This window comes from Chamaesiphon sp. OTE_20_metabat_361 (assembly GCF_031364565.1).
Genome location: NZ_JANLWO010000258.1, coordinates 1 through 17,491 on the forward strand (window position 1 = coordinate 1; position 17,491 = coordinate 17,491).

The 17,491-nt window shown below is 47.5% G+C and carries 17 protein-coding genes and 2 pseudogenes; 9 read left to right on the forward strand and 10 right to left on the reverse strand.

Annotated features, from left to right (window positions below):
- From RMO35_RS07495 to RMO35_RS07515, 5 genes and pseudogenes are all read right to left on the reverse strand, one after another.
- Positions 1-272, reverse strand: a pseudogene (locus RMO35_RS07495) (diflavin flavoprotein A); the annotation flags it as partial.
- A 235-nt stretch (positions 273-507) separates the two neighbouring features.
- Positions 508-1,293 carry a fatty acid desaturase gene (locus RMO35_RS07500; RefSeq protein ID WP_309739816.1) on the reverse strand — a complete coding sequence of 262 codons (786 nt, stop codon included), beginning with the start codon at positions 1,291-1,293 and terminating at the stop codon, positions 508-510.
- Positions 1,283-1,492 carry a hypothetical protein gene (locus tag RMO35_RS07505; RefSeq protein WP_309739818.1) on the reverse strand — a complete coding sequence of 70 codons (210 nt, stop codon included), beginning with the start codon at positions 1,490-1,492 and terminating at the stop codon, positions 1,283-1,285. The genes RMO35_RS07500 and RMO35_RS07505 overlap by 11 nt, the downstream gene beginning before the upstream one ends.
- Positions 1,493-1,992: 500 nt before the next feature.
- On the reverse strand, positions 1,993-2,547 hold the full coding sequence (locus RMO35_RS07510; RefSeq protein WP_309739820.1) for a hypothetical protein: 555 nt from the start codon (positions 2,545-2,547) through the stop codon (positions 1,993-1,995).
- Between the two features lie 131 nt (positions 2,548-2,678).
- Positions 2,679-2,825: a hypothetical protein gene (locus tag RMO35_RS07515; protein WP_309739823.1), complete on the reverse strand. Its 147-nt coding sequence runs from the start codon at positions 2,823-2,825 to the stop codon at positions 2,679-2,681.
- Here RMO35_RS07515 and RMO35_RS07520 point away from each other — a divergent pair.
- The 3 genes from RMO35_RS07520 to RMO35_RS07530 all read left to right on the forward strand — a co-directional run bounded on the left by RMO35_RS07520 (position 2,818) and on the right by RMO35_RS07530 (position 5,263).
- Positions 2,818-3,012, forward strand: coding sequence for a twin-arginine translocation signal domain-containing protein (locus tag RMO35_RS07520; protein ID WP_309739826.1), 195 nt, complete (start codon positions 2,818-2,820; stop codon positions 3,010-3,012). The two genes, RMO35_RS07515 and RMO35_RS07520, sit on opposite strands and share 8 nt — an antisense overlap.
- A gap of 208 nt (positions 3,013-3,220) precedes the next feature.
- Positions 3,221-3,520, forward strand: coding sequence for a hypothetical protein (locus RMO35_RS07525; protein ID WP_309739829.1), 300 nt, complete (start codon positions 3,221-3,223; stop codon positions 3,518-3,520).
- 135 nt (positions 3,521-3,655) lie between these two features.
- Positions 3,656-5,263 carry an FAD-dependent oxidoreductase gene (locus RMO35_RS07530; RefSeq protein ID WP_309739831.1) on the forward strand — a complete coding sequence of 536 codons (1,608 nt, stop codon included), beginning with the start codon at positions 3,656-3,658 and terminating at the stop codon, positions 5,261-5,263.
- Between the two features lie 194 nt (positions 5,264-5,457).
- On the opposite strand, the gene RMO35_RS07535 is transcribed toward RMO35_RS07530, so the two are convergent.
- From RMO35_RS07535 to RMO35_RS07550, 4 genes are all read right to left on the reverse strand, one after another.
- Positions 5,458-7,191 carry an ABC transporter ATP-binding protein/permease gene (locus tag RMO35_RS07535; RefSeq protein WP_309739833.1) on the reverse strand — a complete coding sequence of 578 codons (1,734 nt, stop codon included), beginning with the start codon at positions 7,189-7,191 and terminating at the stop codon, positions 5,458-5,460.
- 42 nt (positions 7,192-7,233) lie between these two features.
- Complete coding sequence (locus RMO35_RS07540; protein ID WP_309739835.1) at positions 7,234-7,794, reverse strand: sugar O-acetyltransferase; 561 nt, start codon at positions 7,792-7,794, stop codon at positions 7,234-7,236.
- A gap of 51 nt (positions 7,795-7,845) precedes the next feature.
- Positions 7,846-8,118, reverse strand: a complete 273-nt coding sequence (locus RMO35_RS07545; protein WP_309739837.1) for a hypothetical protein — start codon at positions 8,116-8,118, stop codon at positions 7,846-7,848.
- Between the two features lie 168 nt (positions 8,119-8,286).
- Positions 8,287-9,783: an MFS transporter gene (locus RMO35_RS07550; RefSeq protein WP_309739839.1), complete on the reverse strand. Its 1,497-nt coding sequence runs from the start codon at positions 9,781-9,783 to the stop codon at positions 8,287-8,289.
- A 212-nt stretch (positions 9,784-9,995) separates the two neighbouring features.
- On the opposite strand from RMO35_RS07550, the gene RMO35_RS07555 reads away from it, so the two are divergent.
- Both RMO35_RS07555 and RMO35_RS07560 read left to right on the forward strand, forming a co-directional pair.
- Positions 9,996-10,154 (forward strand): hypothetical protein, encoded by a 159-nt coding sequence (locus RMO35_RS07555; protein WP_309739842.1) that lies wholly within the window; start codon positions 9,996-9,998, stop codon positions 10,152-10,154.
- A gap of 75 nt (positions 10,155-10,229) precedes the next feature.
- A complete protein-coding gene (locus RMO35_RS07560; protein WP_309739845.1) occupies positions 10,230-10,628 on the forward strand; it encodes a hypothetical protein in 399 nt (132 codons plus the stop codon).
- Between the two features lie 54 nt (positions 10,629-10,682).
- Here RMO35_RS07560 and RMO35_RS25225 read toward each other — a convergent pair.
- Positions 10,683-11,782, reverse strand: a pseudogene (locus RMO35_RS25225) (cation:proton antiporter).
- A 497-nt stretch (positions 11,783-12,279) separates the two neighbouring features.
- On the opposite strand from RMO35_RS25225, the gene RMO35_RS07575 reads away from it, so the two are divergent.
- From RMO35_RS07575 to RMO35_RS07590, 4 genes are all read left to right on the forward strand, one after another.
- On the forward strand, positions 12,280-13,785 hold the full coding sequence (locus RMO35_RS07575) for a NarK family nitrate/nitrite MFS transporter (protein ID WP_309739853.1): 1,506 nt from the start codon (positions 12,280-12,282) through the stop codon (positions 13,783-13,785).
- Between the two features lie 322 nt (positions 13,786-14,107).
- The gene (locus RMO35_RS07580) at positions 14,108-15,448 is read left to right on the forward strand and encodes a chloride channel protein (RefSeq protein ID WP_396134950.1); all 1,341 of its coding nucleotides are present in this window, start codon (positions 14,108-14,110) and stop codon (positions 15,446-15,448) included.
- 258 nt (positions 15,449-15,706) lie between these two features.
- Positions 15,707-16,273, forward strand: coding sequence for a GAF domain-containing protein (locus tag RMO35_RS07585; protein WP_309739859.1), 567 nt, complete (start codon positions 15,707-15,709; stop codon positions 16,271-16,273).
- Positions 16,274-16,292: 19 nt separating this feature from the next.
- A partial coding sequence (locus RMO35_RS07590) for a CmpA/NrtA family ABC transporter substrate-binding protein (RefSeq protein WP_309739861.1) occupies positions 16,293-17,491 on the forward strand: 1,199 nt, incomplete at its 3' end.

A 17,491-nucleotide genomic window follows, 5' to 3' on the forward strand; every position in this document is an offset into this window, starting at 1 on the left:
CTGATGACTAAGTAATCGATATCCGCAGGATCGATGAGTCCCAACAATGTATCTAGATAATGCTGGCGAAATTTAGCGTGAGAGGTATCTACTAGCGCGACTTTTTCGCCCCGAATCAAGAAGGAGTTATAAGTAGTCCCATTTTCTAGGGCAAACTCAATATCAAACCGATCGCGATCCCAGTCGAGCGATCGAATTACCGTCGTATCGGCAGCAATCTCCTCAACCTGCATCGTCAGGCGTTTTTGGATCTTCTCAGCTAGTACTACCATTGTATTTCACCTTTTCTTCTTAAAACTATCTGTCGCTTGTGTCTATTGTGACACGATCTTTGTGTAAATTTTTATCAAAAATACTATCGATCGCTTAACCCATACTAATCAATGATAACCTCACATCTTGCCTTAAAACGAATTTACTAGTGGATAGTGAAAAGGCGCTCTACTTAGATTTTGCCCAAGTAGAGCGCCTTTTTAAGACAATTTTAGTAATTAACGCGAGTTCGGGTTAATAATGATCCAGAGACTGGCGATCTAGCGGTAACGACTTGCAGCCTTGACGTACTGACGGCAGCCGATACCAGGGTAATGAAGGGTACTCGTGATGCTCCCAGTGGTAGCCGAAGTGATAACAAGTCAAGAACGACAAGACGATCGGATAATTGCTACTCACCGCATTGTGTGACTTGAGGTGCGGACTCGGCGCTACCGCTTTATCAGCCGCTCGATGCGGTAGGTATGTGCCAAAGAAGAACAGTTGCATCGAACTCAGGACGATCGGCAATACCCAAAATAAAAATAAGTTGGGAATGGGCACATGCAAGCCCAAATACAAGCTAAAAAAGATAACTTTCATCCCAAAAAACAGGACGACTTTCTGCCGGAAATCTAAGTACTCCTGCATGAACATCACATACCAAGCACCCAGGCTGACGCGAACGCCATCATGAAAGTCAGGATCGCCAGAACGAGCGGGTTGCAGATGATGTTGCCAGTGGTGATCTGCCAGTTTTTGATATGGTAATAGTGCGTACAATGCCAATGCAACTCGACCGAACCAGTAGTTGACGCGGCGATGTCCGGGTAGTACCGAGCCATGAATGGCATCGTGAGCGACGATAAATAATCCGGTTTGGATAAACGTTCTGCCGAGTATTACTGGCACGATGCCTAATGGCAGGAGTTTACTGACATCTAGCGAAAATGCACATCCTAGACTACCAAGCCACAGGAAGACGATCGCGATTGCCACGACAAGTCCCGTCAATTGTGGCGATTTTGAATCATGCTGCACGCAATTCTGTCTCACTGAGTAACACCATCGTTTCTGCTCCGACTCTCCCAAACTGAGGTTCTTGACCCAGCGGCATCTCGACTAAATACGTCCAATGTTGGGCTTCAAATTTGAAGCTTCTCACAATCCCTTCTCCACCTGCAAATTTCACTCGTTGCGCGCGATCGAAAGTGTGCATTTTTTCGATTGTTTGCATCATTACGCGAATTACTCCAATTTTTGGTCGATGCTTTCTATTACAACAGAACTTGATCGACATCTTCTGTATCCTTCTGTGTAAACAATCTTTTTTCTGTCTATGTCTTTTGACTATATTCATGCTAAAGCCGAATCCTATAGCTTGACATTATCTGTGTGGTAAAGCTATACAATCTTTAATCGATGCGCTGTTTGAGCTGTATGTATATAATTTTTCCCATCGCTGTGAGTGGCTTTTAAACGATATAGATTATCTAAATTCAATTAATGATTAGATATATTAATCATGCAGATAAATAGCTAATAATCTAATCTCAAATTTTGGGGCAAAACGGGGATCGGTACTCGCAGAGCTTGCGTGTGGCGATCGGTCGCGATTTTAGCCGCTCGCATCATATTTAGATCTGGAGCCGATCGACGATCGTCGATCTCCTATAAAAGTAGAAATACAATCTTTTTCAATACCCGATCCCCGATCCTCTATCCCCTACTCCCTATCCCCTAAATTGCTTGGTGGCGATCGAACACCGTCCACTCACCGACATCGGCAGCTTTGAGAATCGACTCTGCCCGATCGATATCGATTTCGGTACCTTTGAGGACGACTAGATAATTACCCTGCTCCAACAGCTCGCTATAGTGTTTTGCTTGCTCTTCTGGCAGCGTAATCCCGATCTCATTGCTGAGTAATCCCCCCGAGACAGCGCCGTAAAAAGCGCCAGCAGCCATTCCTACCAGTACTACCGCCCCAGCAAAAGCTGGAAATGCTAAAGTTGTCAGTCCCGCAACTACCCCTCCAGCAGCACCACCGATCGCACTAGCACCAGCGGCACTATGCTGAATTCGATCGAGCGGTCGATCGCGCTCGGCATCGGCTGGAGATTCCACCACTGGCTCGGTGAGATTGCCCACAGTCTTATCGGCTGTATTGGCATGAGGATCGACCACAGAGACATTATTCATCGCGAAGCCACTAGCTTGCAGTTGGCTCATTGCTGACTCGACTCGATCGCGTGCGGGAAACACACCCACGGCATTTTTTCGTGCTGATGCCATATCTTTGTCTTGAATTTAGTATTTATTCGCTCATTCTAAAACTAAAGTTTTTTTATTCTCTCTATCGAACTGAAGATTACATCTGCTCTAGTTCTACTCCTCGATCCCTAGCTACCTGTTACCTCAGACTATCAATAGCCGAGCCGTAATACTTCATTAGACAGATGTGCTGTGCCGATGACCTTGTTAGAATTTAGCAGTTGCCGACGGTCAGACCGAGATACCAGTGCAGGTGACACACCGCAGCTACCTTGCCGATCGAAGACATTTATGGACATCAGCAGACGCGATCTACTCAAGACAACAGCAACTTCTGGACTTGTTGCCGCTGGGTTTGCGGCTTATGACGCAATTAAACCCCTCTTCGCAAAAACAGCAGATCGGGATCGTCCTGAGTTACGGGCATCGATTGCCTGGAAATTCTCGATCGAGCAGTTAAGGCGGCGCGTACCTTCAAACCGTTGACTCCAGTGACAGCCATGCTCATCGATGGAGCCAATGCCATCGCAACTGGGATTTGGCGTGACAATCGTCACGATTAATGTTCTGCCTTTAGGCGGATAAATTTATTGGGATAAGTGATTATTCTGAAGATAAGAGTCAGTCGAAGGATGAGCGAAATCACCTTCATATCCGCGATTCGATTCAATTTTTTTAGCTCAATAATTATCTTATGAACAAGCTGATTTTACTCTCATTAGTTTGCACTGGATTTGCAGCGACTGCGATGCCATTTCCGGCAAATGCAGCCACTCAGAGACTCGATAGTCATGGTGACTCTACGCTTACCCTCGCGCAGTATCGCCGCAACGATCGCCAGTTCAATGTCTACTATCGCGGTCGGGGCAATCGAGCGTGGATTTTAGAAAATTCTTATGCCAATCGTCGCCAAGCCGTGCAAGCGTCTCGAAGATTGGAGCGCCGGGGTTATAACACCTACGTTCAATTAAGTCGCGAAGTCGGTCGTCGTTAAGGTTAATTTTAATAAAGTTATACCAATTTAAATAGTTAGCACCACAGATCTTTACCCCACCCAGCCTCCCCTTATAAAGGGGAGGAGTTAATCATCAGTCATCTACCAAATTTAAATTGGTATTACTTATTATTTATGTCTCAAACAGAAGCGGTTGTCGCTCGATTTCATGACTTGCAAGATGGCCAAAAACGTCAAGTAACTGTCGGCGACACCGATATTCTGCTGATTCGGCGCGACGATCGCGTGTATGCGCTTGGGGCTTATTGTACCCATAACAAAGCACCTTTAGAGCAAGGCATCCTCCACGGCGATTGTATCGTCTGTCCGTGGCACAATGCCTATTTTGACATCACCACAGGCGACCTAGAGCAGCCTCCGGGACTCGATTCGCTCGATCGATATGTCGTCCGCATCGACGGCGACAACGTACTGGTGACGATTCCCGAATCCGCACCCGGTCATCGCGTGCCGGCTATGGCACAATACGATCCAGATATCGACAGCCGCACCTTTGTCATCCTCGGAGCCGGAGCCGCTGGCACCCATGCCGCCGAAACCCTGCGCGTCGCTGGTTATCAAGGGCGGATCGTGATGATTACCCGCGATGATAAGCTGCCTTACGATCGCACGACGCTGAGTAAAAACTATTTTACAGGTAAGCTTAAAGCCGACCAAATCTTAATGCGATCGGCTAATTTTTATCAGCAGCACAGTATTGAATTACGACTCAATTGTCCGGTAAAGAATGTAGATATCGACACCAAAACGATCGTCCTAGCTAATGATGAAACTCTCACCTATGACTCGTTGCTAATTGCCACTGGTACCCAACCGCATCATCTAGCAGTCCCTGGTGGTGCTTTCCCCAATATCTTCACAATGCGAAGTTTTGCCGACAGCGATCGGATCTTAGCCGCTGCCGCACATGCCAAACAAGCCGTAGTTATCGGTTCGAGTTTTATCGGCATGGAAGTCGCTGCCGGACTCACCCAAAAAGGAATTAAAGTCACCGTAGTTTCGCCCGATGCTTTACCCTTCGAGCAAACTTTAGGCACCCAAATCGGCGAACTTTTCTATCGAGTGCATGAAGAGAACGGCGTCACCTTTAAAATGGGTCGCAAGGTAACTCAAATCGAAGGCGAAAGTACCGCCCAAACTGTAATTTTAGACAATGGCGATCGCCTAGCCACAGATATGATAGTCGTCGGTATTGGCGTCCGACCAGTTACCGATTTTATCATCGGACTTGAATTAAATCCCCAAGATCGCAGTATCCCGGTGAATGAATATCTATGTGCGGCTGAAAATGTCTATGCCGCTGGCGATATTGCCCGGTTTCCCGATTGGCGCACCTCAGAGTCCATGCGCGTCGAACATTGGCGAATTGCCGCCCAGCACGGACGAGTTGCCGCTTTTAATATGGCTGGCAAGCCGACTAAATTTCGCGGTGTACCCGTATTTTGGAGTAGCCAATATCAGTTCCCAATCCGTTATGTCGGACATGCTACCGAGTGGGATGAAGTCATTATCGATGGTAGTTTAGACGATCGGGAATTCATCGCTTTTTATGTCAAAGCCGATCGGGTATTAGCTGCTGCCAGTAGCCAACGCGATACCGAAACAGCCGCGATCGCTGAATTATTTCGGATCGATAAAATGCCCGCTCCTAATGATTTGCGACAGGGAGAATTTAATAATTTATATCCAGATTTACTAGGCGATCGCGCGATGTCTAAATGATGCTTAAAAATTTGCGATCGTCAACTATCATTACACCATCTGTAGGGCGAGTTTATGCTACAAAAATTTGTAGGGTGGGCACTGCCCACCATCTATATTTTAATAAATATTAAATGTAGAAAACAGATTATCGATCGGGTTGAAGGATAAGAAATTTAATTTGGCTCGATCGAGAGCTAATACCTTTCTTAGTCTCAAGTACCGCTTTTATCCTTCAGTGTCAACTCCCAAGATCGATCGGTTGCCAGATCTAAAATTGACTGGTGATAATCGCTCAAAATTTCGCGATGACCGACACTCAAAAACGTCATCCCCGAATCGCGAAGCTGCTGATATAACTGCTTCTCATTCTGAGTATCCAGCGCACTCGTCGCCTCATCTAAAACTGCATAGCGCGGTTTATTAATCAACAATCGGGCAAAAATCAATCGTTGTTGTTCGCCCAATGATAATACTTGCGCCCAATTTTGTTCGGTATTAAATCCGCCATGTTGCTGTTCTAAATTGGGTAAATTAACCTGTACTAAAATCTTGCTCAGATAACTATCTTCTACTTGGGCATCCATATGGGGATACAGCATTTGGTCGCGTAATGTGCCCAGTACCATATACGGGCGTTGCGGTAAAAATAACATTTGCTCTAATGGTGGGCGAATAATTTTACCCGTTCCCGCATCCCACAACCCAACGATCGCGCGGAGTAAAGAACTCTTCCCGCAACCACTCGGCCCTCTGACGAGTAAACCCTCACCGGGCGATAATTTGACCGATAAATCGGTAATTAAAGTACGCTCGCGATTGGGAGTTTGCAGAGTCATCCGATCGAGTTCTAAGCGTTCGACTACTGGTGTCTCGGTGGCACAAATAACTTCCGTCTCGATCGTCGGTTGCACGGTAGCTTCAGCTTGGACATCATCGGTAATCCCTTCTAAAGATTGCATGAAGGTGTATAAACGCTCGACACCTGCGCCAAAAGTAGTCAGAGATTGGAACCGCGCCACAATCAAATTGAGCGAGAAAAAGATCCGAATAAATGCTCCTTGCGCCTCAGTGACTTTACCGACTTCTAACTCACCAGCAAAGATGCCCGGAGCCACGACGATCGCAGGTAAGATAAAGGGAATAAATTCGTAAGCATTGGTGAGAATATTGAGATTTAATTCCCAAAAAATCAACCGTTTAAAGTTGTCGAATACTTCTTCAAACCTGCCTTTAATCCGATTGGATTCGTAGCCTTCCCCCTGATAAAAGGCGATCGCTTCGGCATTTTCGCGGACGCGAACCAAACTAAACCGGAAGTCCGCCTCTTTCTTGAGCCGCTCGAAACTCAGTCGCATCAAAGGTTTCCCGAACACCCCAATCGTCGTCAGAGTCCCCACCAAAGCATACACAGTCAGAAACAACACCAGCGGCGGCGAAATCCCCCACAGGACGCTCGTAAACGCCGCGATCGCTAGTAATGAATCGACGAGGGCGAGCAACAGCGTCAGCGACTCCTGAGTGAAGCTTTTGACATCTTCGGCGATCCGTTGATCGGGGTTGTCGATATTCGCTTCGGCATAGTTGAGATTGTAAAAGGCACGATTTTGGAAATAGCGATCGAGAAACGAATTCGTCAACCACTTCCGCCACTCAACGCCCAGCCTGTCGCGCAAGTACACATAGCCAGCAAACAGCGGCGCATAGACAACGAGCGTCCCTGCAAACACCCAAATCGTCTCCCAAAATCTCGCCTCATCCCGCGCCGAGAGTGCCGAAATCAGTACGCCGCGCTTGTTATTGAGCAACACGCTCAATCCGGTATATCCCAGCGACAACACGATGACCGCCAGTAATAACCCCCGCGCCCGCCACTTGTCCTCGCTCGACCAGTATGATTTGGCGATCGCCCAAAACTGCCTGAATACGGTGAGATTGAATCTTTGCATGATGATTTTGATGTACCGCCCACGATCGACTATTAATTAATTCTAAAGAGTTTTAATGACGCGACACGGATTACCGACCGCCACAACCCCAACAGGAATATCTCTAGTCACGACACTTCCCGCCCCAATCGTCGTCCCCGCGCCGATAGTCACCCCCGGACAAATAATTACCCCGCCACCAATCCAGACATCATCGCCGATCGTAATCGGTGCCGCCAGCTCTAAACCGGATCTTCTGATTTCGGGATCGAGGGGATGGTATGCCGTATAAATCTGGACTTTGGGCGCGAGCATGACATTATCGCCAAATCGCACTTCGTTGCAATCTAAAATGACACAATCATAGTTGATATAAAGATTTTCGCCAGCGTGAATATGACAACCAAAATCACACATAAACGGTGGCTTGATTGTAAAAGTTTTACCGATCGATCCAAATAGCTGACGAATAATTTCTGCTCTTTTTTCCTGCTCGTCAGGACGCGCACGATCGAACGAATATAGTAGCTCTTGGGCGGCTGCCATCATCATTTGCAGCTCGGGATCGGCGAGCGAATAATACAGCTCGCCTGCCAGCATTTTTTCCCGTTCGGTCTGACTCATCCGATCCCCTCAATTATAGTTTCAAGAACAAGTGTATCGAGTTATTGCATTTTAAGATAGTCTGGACGCGATCGTCGCAATTAGCACGATTAAACCGAGCGACCGCCGAAAGTAATTAACCCCCTGAAATAATTCCGCCAAAGCCCAAATGACGATCGCAATTAAGGCGATGATATCTAATCCGGTATGTATCGTAACCGTTTTGAAAATGAGCTGGAGGACACTCGCGATCGCCCATACTAATAATGGTGGATTTGGCAGTTGCCCAATTACAATATTGCCATCTTTGTCGCGAAAGAATCGATCGAACCAATTGTCTGTCATGGGATCGGGATGAATAATCTAGGTGAATTAAACCGTGCCTAAAACAAATCGAGTTTCACTACTATCTTAACGATGATTTCATCGAGCTTAATGTACTTCGCCGAACATGCCGCTCAACCTTCAATCGTCTGGATCTGCAAATCGATCCCTGCCCAAGACAAATCCAACTTAGCGAGAGCCGATCGCACTTTCGACATCGCCCTTGGTGACTTTTGGCTCCTTCAGTAGCAATGCACACAAGCACGCAACCACAATCCCCGTTACCCCGATGATTTGGAAAAAAGCATTATTTCCCGCTACAGTTTGCGGCAATAAGCTGTAAGTCATCGCATATAGTACCGATCCCACACTGCCATAAGCACTAATATTGCCAGCAATTTGTCCCGTCATCCGCCGTTCGATGAGCGGTGCGATCCCAAAGGTTGCACCTGCACCTGCACACACAAAGAAAGCACAAAACATCGTCAGCAAAATTGCCCAGGGTAAACCCATACTGGGGTTAATTTTACTCATCATCAGATAGCTTAGTCCAACCCCGCCGATTGTCAATGTCAGTGCCCATTTTCGGCTACCGATCTTGTCAGATATTAAGCCACCTACTGGACGGGCGAATAAGTTCATCAGCGGATAAGTCGCGGCTACTAAGCTTGCAAGTTGACGACTGAGATTAAATGTTTCTTCAAAATATTCTGGCAGCATCGAAACTACTGCTAATTCCGAGCCAAAACTGACAGCATAAGCCAGTTCGAGAATAAATAATTGCCCGACTCGTTCGCGAAGCGTCCGCTCTGCGGAATCGCGATCTTTAGCTGGATAAATAATTTGACCTGAGATAACTTCCCGATTGATTTCAAATGTATGGTAAGTTTGCAGCAAAAATAATCCCACTAAAAACACCCAAACTTGTTGCATGGTATTTGGTGTGAGGAAGCCTACCAACTGCAACCGCCATGCGATCGAGCCGAGTACCAAAAATAGCGGTAGATTCGTCAAAGTTAATACCCAAAAACTCGCCCGCGAAGTTACTTCCATCCCGCCACTACGAGCGGAACGCTGATATCTTTTCCCTGGTGGTGTATTTTGAACATTTAGATAAAACAACACCCCAAATCCCAGCGATACCAACCCAGATAACGCGATCGCCAATCGCCAATTTTCAGAGCCAGCATTCGCAGCAGTCGCCAGTGCTACTATCGGCAAAAATGCTTGTGACACAAACGAGCCAAAGTTGCCCCACCCCCCATAAATTCCCTGTGCTAGTCCGATTTCATCTGACTCGAACCAGTCGCCAACCAGCCGCACCCCCACCACAAAGCCTGCGCCGACGATCCCCATCGCTAGGCGGCTGAGGACGAGCTGACTAAAGTTCTGTGCGCCAGCAAATGCCCAGCAAGGCAACGCTGCATAAATTAAGATTGCCGAAAATGTCACACGCGGCCCCAATCTGTCGAGGATCGTGCCAATGATAATCCGCGCGGGAATCGTCAATGCTAAGTTGCACAAACTAATCGTTCGCGATTGGGCGATCGTCAGATGTAGCTCTTCCCGAATTACTGTCGCAAATGGGGCGTAGTTAAACCACACCACAAATGTCAGGAAAAAAGCAACCCAAGCATAGTTTAAGATTCGATACCGATCGCGAAATGATAACAACTCTCGCAGCATTTTCAGATATCTCTCAAAAAATAATTAACCGACCGCCAGCAAACTGCGATCGGGTCTTGTTTCGCCGCGCACTGCGATCTAGCACGAGCGATTGTTGAAATCGCTCGATACTGAATTAACTTATAGGTTCGATCGAGTTGGGCAAATGGTATCAGCGGTAACAATCGATCTCTAATTCTGAATCGATCGCATTAAAACAATGCAATACTTACATGCCGAATTTAATCGCAACTCAGGATTACCGCCGTAGTTGCGATCGAGCAGAGAATATCGGATCGACCTGCCAACTATGGAAACTATTTAGTCTCGATCGATGCTTATTTACTGGAAAAGTGCCAACAAATCAACCAAATACTGATGATTTTCGGTAATATTTAGAAAATCTCGAAGATTGACGATAAAATGGTAGTATTAAATACAGAATTTTCGTTATAAAGTTCCAAGCTATGAACATTAAACACTTAACGCCAATTTTAGTTGGCATGATGCTCTCTGGAGGAATCCTTACTTCTGCCGCCGTAGCACAGCCCGCTACCTCATCAAGCCAAAACTCCCAAGTAGAGCATCTCACCTGCGTCCGAGATCCCCAGGGCTTGATGTGTAATGTCGATGACTCATCGAACGTTAAAAGTACAGAGCGAGTGACGATCTCTAAAAATAGATCCACCCCAGCCGCAGTTAATACCCAGCAGTTAGCACAGGCATCAAATTTGTTGCTCGGCATCATCTATTTAGGCTTGCCAAGCGCACTAATATTTGCGATCGTCCGTTACGATCGACGTGCAGCTCAGCATACTCAATTAGTCGCACAGTTAGAACGGATTTGGGAAAACCCACACGCATAATTTAGATGGTTGGCAGCATTACAGACAGCTTGACACAGATTCTCGGCTCGATCTCTAATTGACAAGACGATCGATCGTCGATGCTGTGGCTGCCGCTGGTGGTTCGTCAGATTTACCAAAAGCGAGCCTCAAAAAAGGTGGTGCCAAAAAAGTGGTGATAATCACCATGATAATAATTGCGGCTTCTAAAGGTTTATCGATAATCCCGCTGGCAGAACCAATACCAGCAAATACCAGCCCCACTTCACCACGCGGCACCATGCCCACCCCGATTGCCATCCGGTTGATACCTGGTTGCCCAAATACCACCCAGCCAGTGACGAGTTTGCCTGCGATCGCTACTAAAATCAGAAATATGGCAATTAATAATCCCGCTCGATTACTTTCGATCGCGGGATTCAGAACGCCTAAATCTGCGCGTGCGCCCACAGTCACGAAAAAGATCGGCACAAATAGATCGGCGATTGGTTTAATTAACTCATCCAACTCATTACGAGCGTCGGTTTCATCTAGCACCAATCCCGCCGCAAATGCCCCCAAAATTGCTTCTAGATGAATGGCATTAGCTAGGAATGCCATGAAGAAGGCAAAAATAATCGCTGGAATAATGATATTCCCGCGAGTTTTGAGTCGATCGACGATCGCGATAAAACTCTGATTGAAAAAGCCCCCGATCGTAATTGCACCAATTAAAAAAACTGTGGCACTAATAATCAAATGCGCAGATCGGACTCCAAGCCAATCTCAAATAGCAGAATAATTACACCCAGTTCGGCTAATACGGAGATAACTTCACTTTGAGCTGCAAATACTCGATTTAGGGCAGCGGTATCTAAGTCACTAATTAACTGCAAAAATTGGATGATGACCGAGCTAGATCCATCCAATCCGCTATCGGGGAAAACAACCAGATGTAAAGCGGATATTCCGACGATCGCTCCAGCCACTAATTCGCCTAACACTGAGGGCTGCTCGAAGTATTTGGCAACCTCTGCACCAATTTTACTAGCGATATAAATGACGATTAAACTCAGTAATACACCATTCAAGATTGCGGGAGCATTATCGGCAGTGGCAGTTGCCAAGAGTGGCAAGGGTGAAAAAAATGAGGACATTTCCAATAAATGATAATCAATCGATCCAGTCAAAGTCATTAGCTAAAATCCTCACTATTTAGCATAAAAAAATTCTTAAAGTTTACTCTTGCTGAGACTATCAGTCAATTTATCCTCTCTGTCTGTAATTTACGCTACCGTTCGATCGGCGTTTCAATAACTTAATTATCGGCTTACATCCCCGATTATTGTCAACCAGAAAGAGTGACTTAACTAGAAATTAATTTGGTATCCTAACAAACAGAAATATTTTTAAAAGTAATAATAAGGGAAAATGCAAGCCGTTTTTGCTGCTATTGCATTGGCTACATGCAGTTAATCGATAAGTTCTGAAACTTTGTAGCTATGGAAACAAAATCACTAAGAGAATGCTTGTAATTTACAACGTAGATTGTTATTTAAAGTTTTAAATGTATCTCAGACTTAGATAACAGTTAGATGTAATTTAGATCTACAGAAAGTGAGTTACTTTCGCTACTTTTTGCTGCAATAAAATTAGTTTTAACATATTTTAAATACAGGAGAATATAGAGCATATGGCTGGTATTTGGTCATTCAGCGGGCGATATCGGATCTTACATTTCACTTGGTTTGCCTTTTTTCTAACATTTGTAGTTTGGTTTAACTTTGCCCCATTTGCAACGCTGGTAAAAACAGAAATGGGTTTATCAGAAGCGCAAATGCGAACGCTGGCAATTTGCAATGTTGCCCTGACAATTCCAGCGCGGATTATTGTCGGGATGGTCTTGGATCGTTTTGGGCCGCGCATTACTTATTCATGCTTGCTGATTTATGCGGCTTTGCCCTGTCTGGCTTTTGCAATGGCGCAGAACTTTACCCAGTTGGTATATAGCCGACTGGCTCTGAGTATTGTCGGCTGCGGCTTTGTCATCGGGATTCGGATGGTGGCAGAGTGGTTTAATTCCAAAGAAATCGGTCTAGCTGAAGGGATCTATGGCGGCTGGGGCAACTTCGGTTCTTCTGGTGCGGCTTTTACACTGCCGACGATCGCGGCAGCCACCGCATTTATGGTCGGCGGTCAACTCAACTGGCGACTGGCGATCGCGATGACCGGAATCGTTACAGCTATGTATGGAGTTGTCTATTTCTTCAATGTCTCGGATACGCCGCCAGGAAAGGTTTATCAGCGTCCGCCGAGTAGTGCGGGGATGGAAGTCACCAGCAAACGCGATTTTTGGTTTATGTTGGCGATGAACGTGCCGCTAGTAGCCGCTCTGGGCTTGATTGCATGGCGGTTGACTAAGGTGAAGTTCATTAACGATGCGACTTTTGCGATCGTGTGTGTGTTGCTGGTCGGACTGTATTTATTCCAGGCATACAACGCTTATAAGGCAAACGAACCGCTGATGACAGGTCGCAAGGTGTATGAGGCAACCGATCGATATCGGTTTTCTCAGGTGGCTAACTTGAATTTAGCGTATGTGGCTTGCTTTGGTTCGGAACTGGCGGTGGTATCGATGTTACCGTCCTTCTTTGAGCGTGGTTACGGTTTGGCGGCAGGGGTCGCAGGGGCTGTGGCAGGTACCTATGCCTTTATGAATATCCCGGCTCGTCCCGGTGGTGGTTGGATCTCGGACAAGGTGGGCAGCCGCAAGTGGACGATGGTATTCACACTGGTGGGCACTGGAGCTGGCTATCTAATCTTTGCTAGCTTGGGTCAGGGTGTGCCACTGGCGATCGTGGTTGCCGTAACGATGCTGGCATCTTTCTTTGTCATGGCAGCAGAGGGCGCAACTTTTGGGATCGTGCCGTTGATTAAAAGTCGCGTGACTGGACAAATCGCGGGTAACGTCGGGGCATATGGAAATTGGGGAGCAGTGGTATATCTGACGGTTTACAGTCTATTGCCCCAAGGTGTTCAAAGCGATCGCATCTTCTTCCAAATGTTGGGTGTAGTAGCACTGATGGTGGCTTTTCTCAATGCCTTCTTCTTGAAGGAGCCGACAGGTTCTCATGATGGAGAACATGAAGAAGCCCCAATCCTAGCTACCTCTAACGCCGATCGACAGTATCGCCCTTAGCGGATGTTGGGAAAGGATCGGGTAACACTTGCAAACCCCAGAAAATCCCCATAACTCTCCATAACTTCCCTATGGAATCGATCGTAGTCCCTTTACCCCACCCCAGCCCTCCCCTTATAAAGGGGGGTTGGGGGGGTAACGCCATATCAGTGGAAGTCTAGCCGACACAAGGTTTGAATCGATTGTGTGGATGTTGGGTTTCGCAGAGCTTCTACCCAACCTACAGATCTAGATTAATTATCGTTTACCCACTCCAGAGAACTTTATGTCTTCAGCATCTCACGAGTCATCTACTGTTGATGCGACGAATGAATCACCCCCAATGGGTGTGGTGGCTCCCATTTTGAGCGATCTGAGCTATGCCCAAGTGATGTTCTGGTCGGCGGCGATCGGGATTGCTGGGGGCATAGTTGCTACTGCTTACTATTACCTGATTGAAGGTTCGATGCACCTCGTTTGGTCGCAGGTGCCGGATCTGCTCCAAGTGTATTTTCCTGGCGAATTTTTCATCCACAACTATGTCTGGATTGCCGCATCAGTGGGCGGATTATTAGTAGGGCTATCGCTTTATTACATGGGTTTGCCGGGGGAAGTTGCCTTTGTAGTAGACAAGGTACACGATCCGGGGCGGATCGATATGAAACAGACTCCAGCGATGATTGTCGCATCGTTATTCTCGATCGTGGCTGGTGGTAGCGCGGGGCCAGAAGCACCGCTGGTGCAGGTGAATGGGAGTATTGGCGGCTGGGTGGGCACCAAGCTAAAGCTGTCGCTGGCTTCGGTGCGGATTCTGACATTTTGCGGGATGAGTGCCGCTCTGGGAGCATTCTTTGGTGCGCCATTGGGCGGGGCACTATTCGCGCTCGAAATTCCCCACCGACGCGGCTTGGAATATTATGAAGCGATTATTCCAGCGGTGTTATCGGCGATTTTGAGCTTTACAGTATTTCGGTTTACCACGGGACTATCGATCGGCGGGATGTATCACTTTGCATCGATTCCACCTCTGACACTGATGAATCTGCTCGAAGGGGCGATCTTGGGTGCGGTGGGGGCGGCGGTTGCTTTATTGTTCGTGCTGGTGTTCCGGACTGTGGGATATTTGACAGCACCTCTACATCATCAAACAATTTTACTCGCAACGCTGGGCGGATTATCGATCGGTCTAATTGCCCTAGTTTTTCCCCAAACGTTGTTCTTCGGTGAGGAGCAAATCGAAACAGTCATCGAGCATGGTGCTGGTTATGGGATTGCGCTATTACTGGCGATCGGACTGGCAAAAATGCTGACCATTAGCTGTACGTTACATTCTGGCTTTCGGGGTGGCTTTATTTTTCCGCTATTCTATATTGGCTCGGTGGTGGGTTTGGCGATTTCGCTGGGCTTCCCCCAAATCCATCCAACGATCGCGATGGTATGTATGATGGCGGCGGTAAATGTGGCAATTACCAAGACGCCGATTAGCAGTACGGTGATTCTGAGCGTGATTGCGGATACGTCAATGGTGCCCGTAATCGTGATTGCCAGTCTGACTAGCTTTTTGCTCACTACTCAAGTATCGCTGATTAAAACCCAACGATCGCGGACGGTAACAGCCGGAGAATATCAGCCCGACAAGATGCCCGTGCCTGAGATCGTGGCTGGTGTAGTTTCACAGGCATAAATGACGTGACGGGTTAAGGATATTGGCTACGTTCGAGTCCCGCCGCCGATTGAAAACATCCTTCGGATACGCTACGAGAGTAGGGCTAGTGTTGCAAAGTCCGCCTTCGCGGACTGTATATCTTAGTCCGCGAAGGCGGACTTTGCCCTATGAGCGGCGGTTTCTAACCGCTGAGGTTATCGGTAACAACTCACGTTAAACACTGAGTTCGATCGGCTGCAAGCAACCTGAGTATAACCATCTTTGACAAAACGAATTATGACTCAACATCCTGCCAGCCGATTCGATGGCGGCATCTCCGTAAAATCGATCGGTACCACACCCGATCGGCTAGTATCGGCACTGACAATCCTACTTACTTCAGTGTGTACAAATACAGAATGGGAATATGGTGAATCCTGGCTGCCAAACTCTACTGGAACCTTGCTAGAACTCAGCCCTGCCTGGTGCGTCAATACCAATCTAGATCTACATAAAGCAATTTCCTGGATGCAGTTTCAAATCTGTAGTAGAGCGTTTGTGCTATCTCTTGGAGAAGGATTGCCAGGTCGAGTCTGGCAGCACCAACAATGTGAATGGTTGGAGGATGCGACGGCGGCTTCAGATACCTATTTTTTACGCAATCAAATTGCTAAAGCTTTCAGCGTCAAAACTGGGTTTGGAATACCGATTATTGTAGGTGCCCAAGTACTGGCAGTAGTTGTGTTCTTTCGATCGAAGAGTCGATCTCCTCATCCACTGACGATCGCCCAAACTCAAGCGATCGTCAGCAATTTTCAGTTTGAATATTCGCGCTGGGATACCCCTATCGATTCGATCGAGTGATATTATCGCGGAGCCTGTCATGACTCACTATTCGCGGCGCAAATTCATGCTCACCGCCGGAGCCGCCACTGCTGGAATCTTGACACATGGATGTACTCTCAACTCGCCCGTGCGGATTTCCCAAGCCGCCCCCGCGATGGGTCGATTGTTGTCTGATGCTCCAGAGACAAGCACTGCATCATTGGGTTTTATTGCGCTAACTGATGCCGCGCCGCTGATTGTTGCCCAGGAAAAAGGCTATTTTGCTCGATCCGGCATGAAAGACGTGCGACTCGTGCGACAGCCATCCTGGGGGGCTGTCCAGAGCAATCTCAGTTTGAGTACTAGTCAGGGTGGATTGGATGGTGCCCATGTTTTGACTCCCATTCCCTATCATCTGGCAGCGGGTAAAACACCCGATGGCATTCCTGTCTCGATGTATATTCTGGCGCGGCTCAATACGAATGGACAGGGCATCTCCCTGGCAAATATCTATCGCGACCTAAATATTGGCATCGATAGCTCAAAATTGAGGGAGAGCATCGATCAGGCAAAAGCCAAAGGGCCAGGACTGCGGCTGAAATTTGCCATCACTCATCCTGGGGGTACTCACGATCTGTGGCTGCGCTATTGGTTGGCGGCTGGGGGGATTAATCCCGATACGGATGTGTCGATGTTTGTGGTGCCGCCGCCGCAAATGGTCGCCAATATGAAAGCGGGCACGATGCACGCTTTTTGTGTGGGGGAACCCTGGAATGCGCGACTGATTCAGGAGCATTTGGGTTATTCGGCTCTAGTTACAGGCGAACTGTGGCGCGATCATCCCGAAAAATCGTTTGCGATGCGGGCGGATTGGGTCGATCGATATCCCAAGGCGACTAAAGCCTTGCTGATGGCGATTCAGTCGGCGCAAATCTGGTGCGATCGACCGGAAAACAAAGACGAGATGTGTCGGCTCGTGGCGGCGAGTCAGTACCTAAATGTCCCCACAGCCGCGATCGCGCCGCGTGCTAAAGGTGCGATCGACTATGGTAGCGATCGCGTTACTCAACAGAGTCCCTATACAATGAAATTCTGGCAGGACAACGCCTCTTACCCCTTCAAAAATCACGACCTCTGGTTTTTGACTGAAAATATGCGGTGGGGTTATTTACCCCCCGATACCGATGTGCAAGCAATGGTAAATAAAGTCAACCGCGAAGATTTATGGCGGGAAGCAGCAATGACAATTTCGTCGTC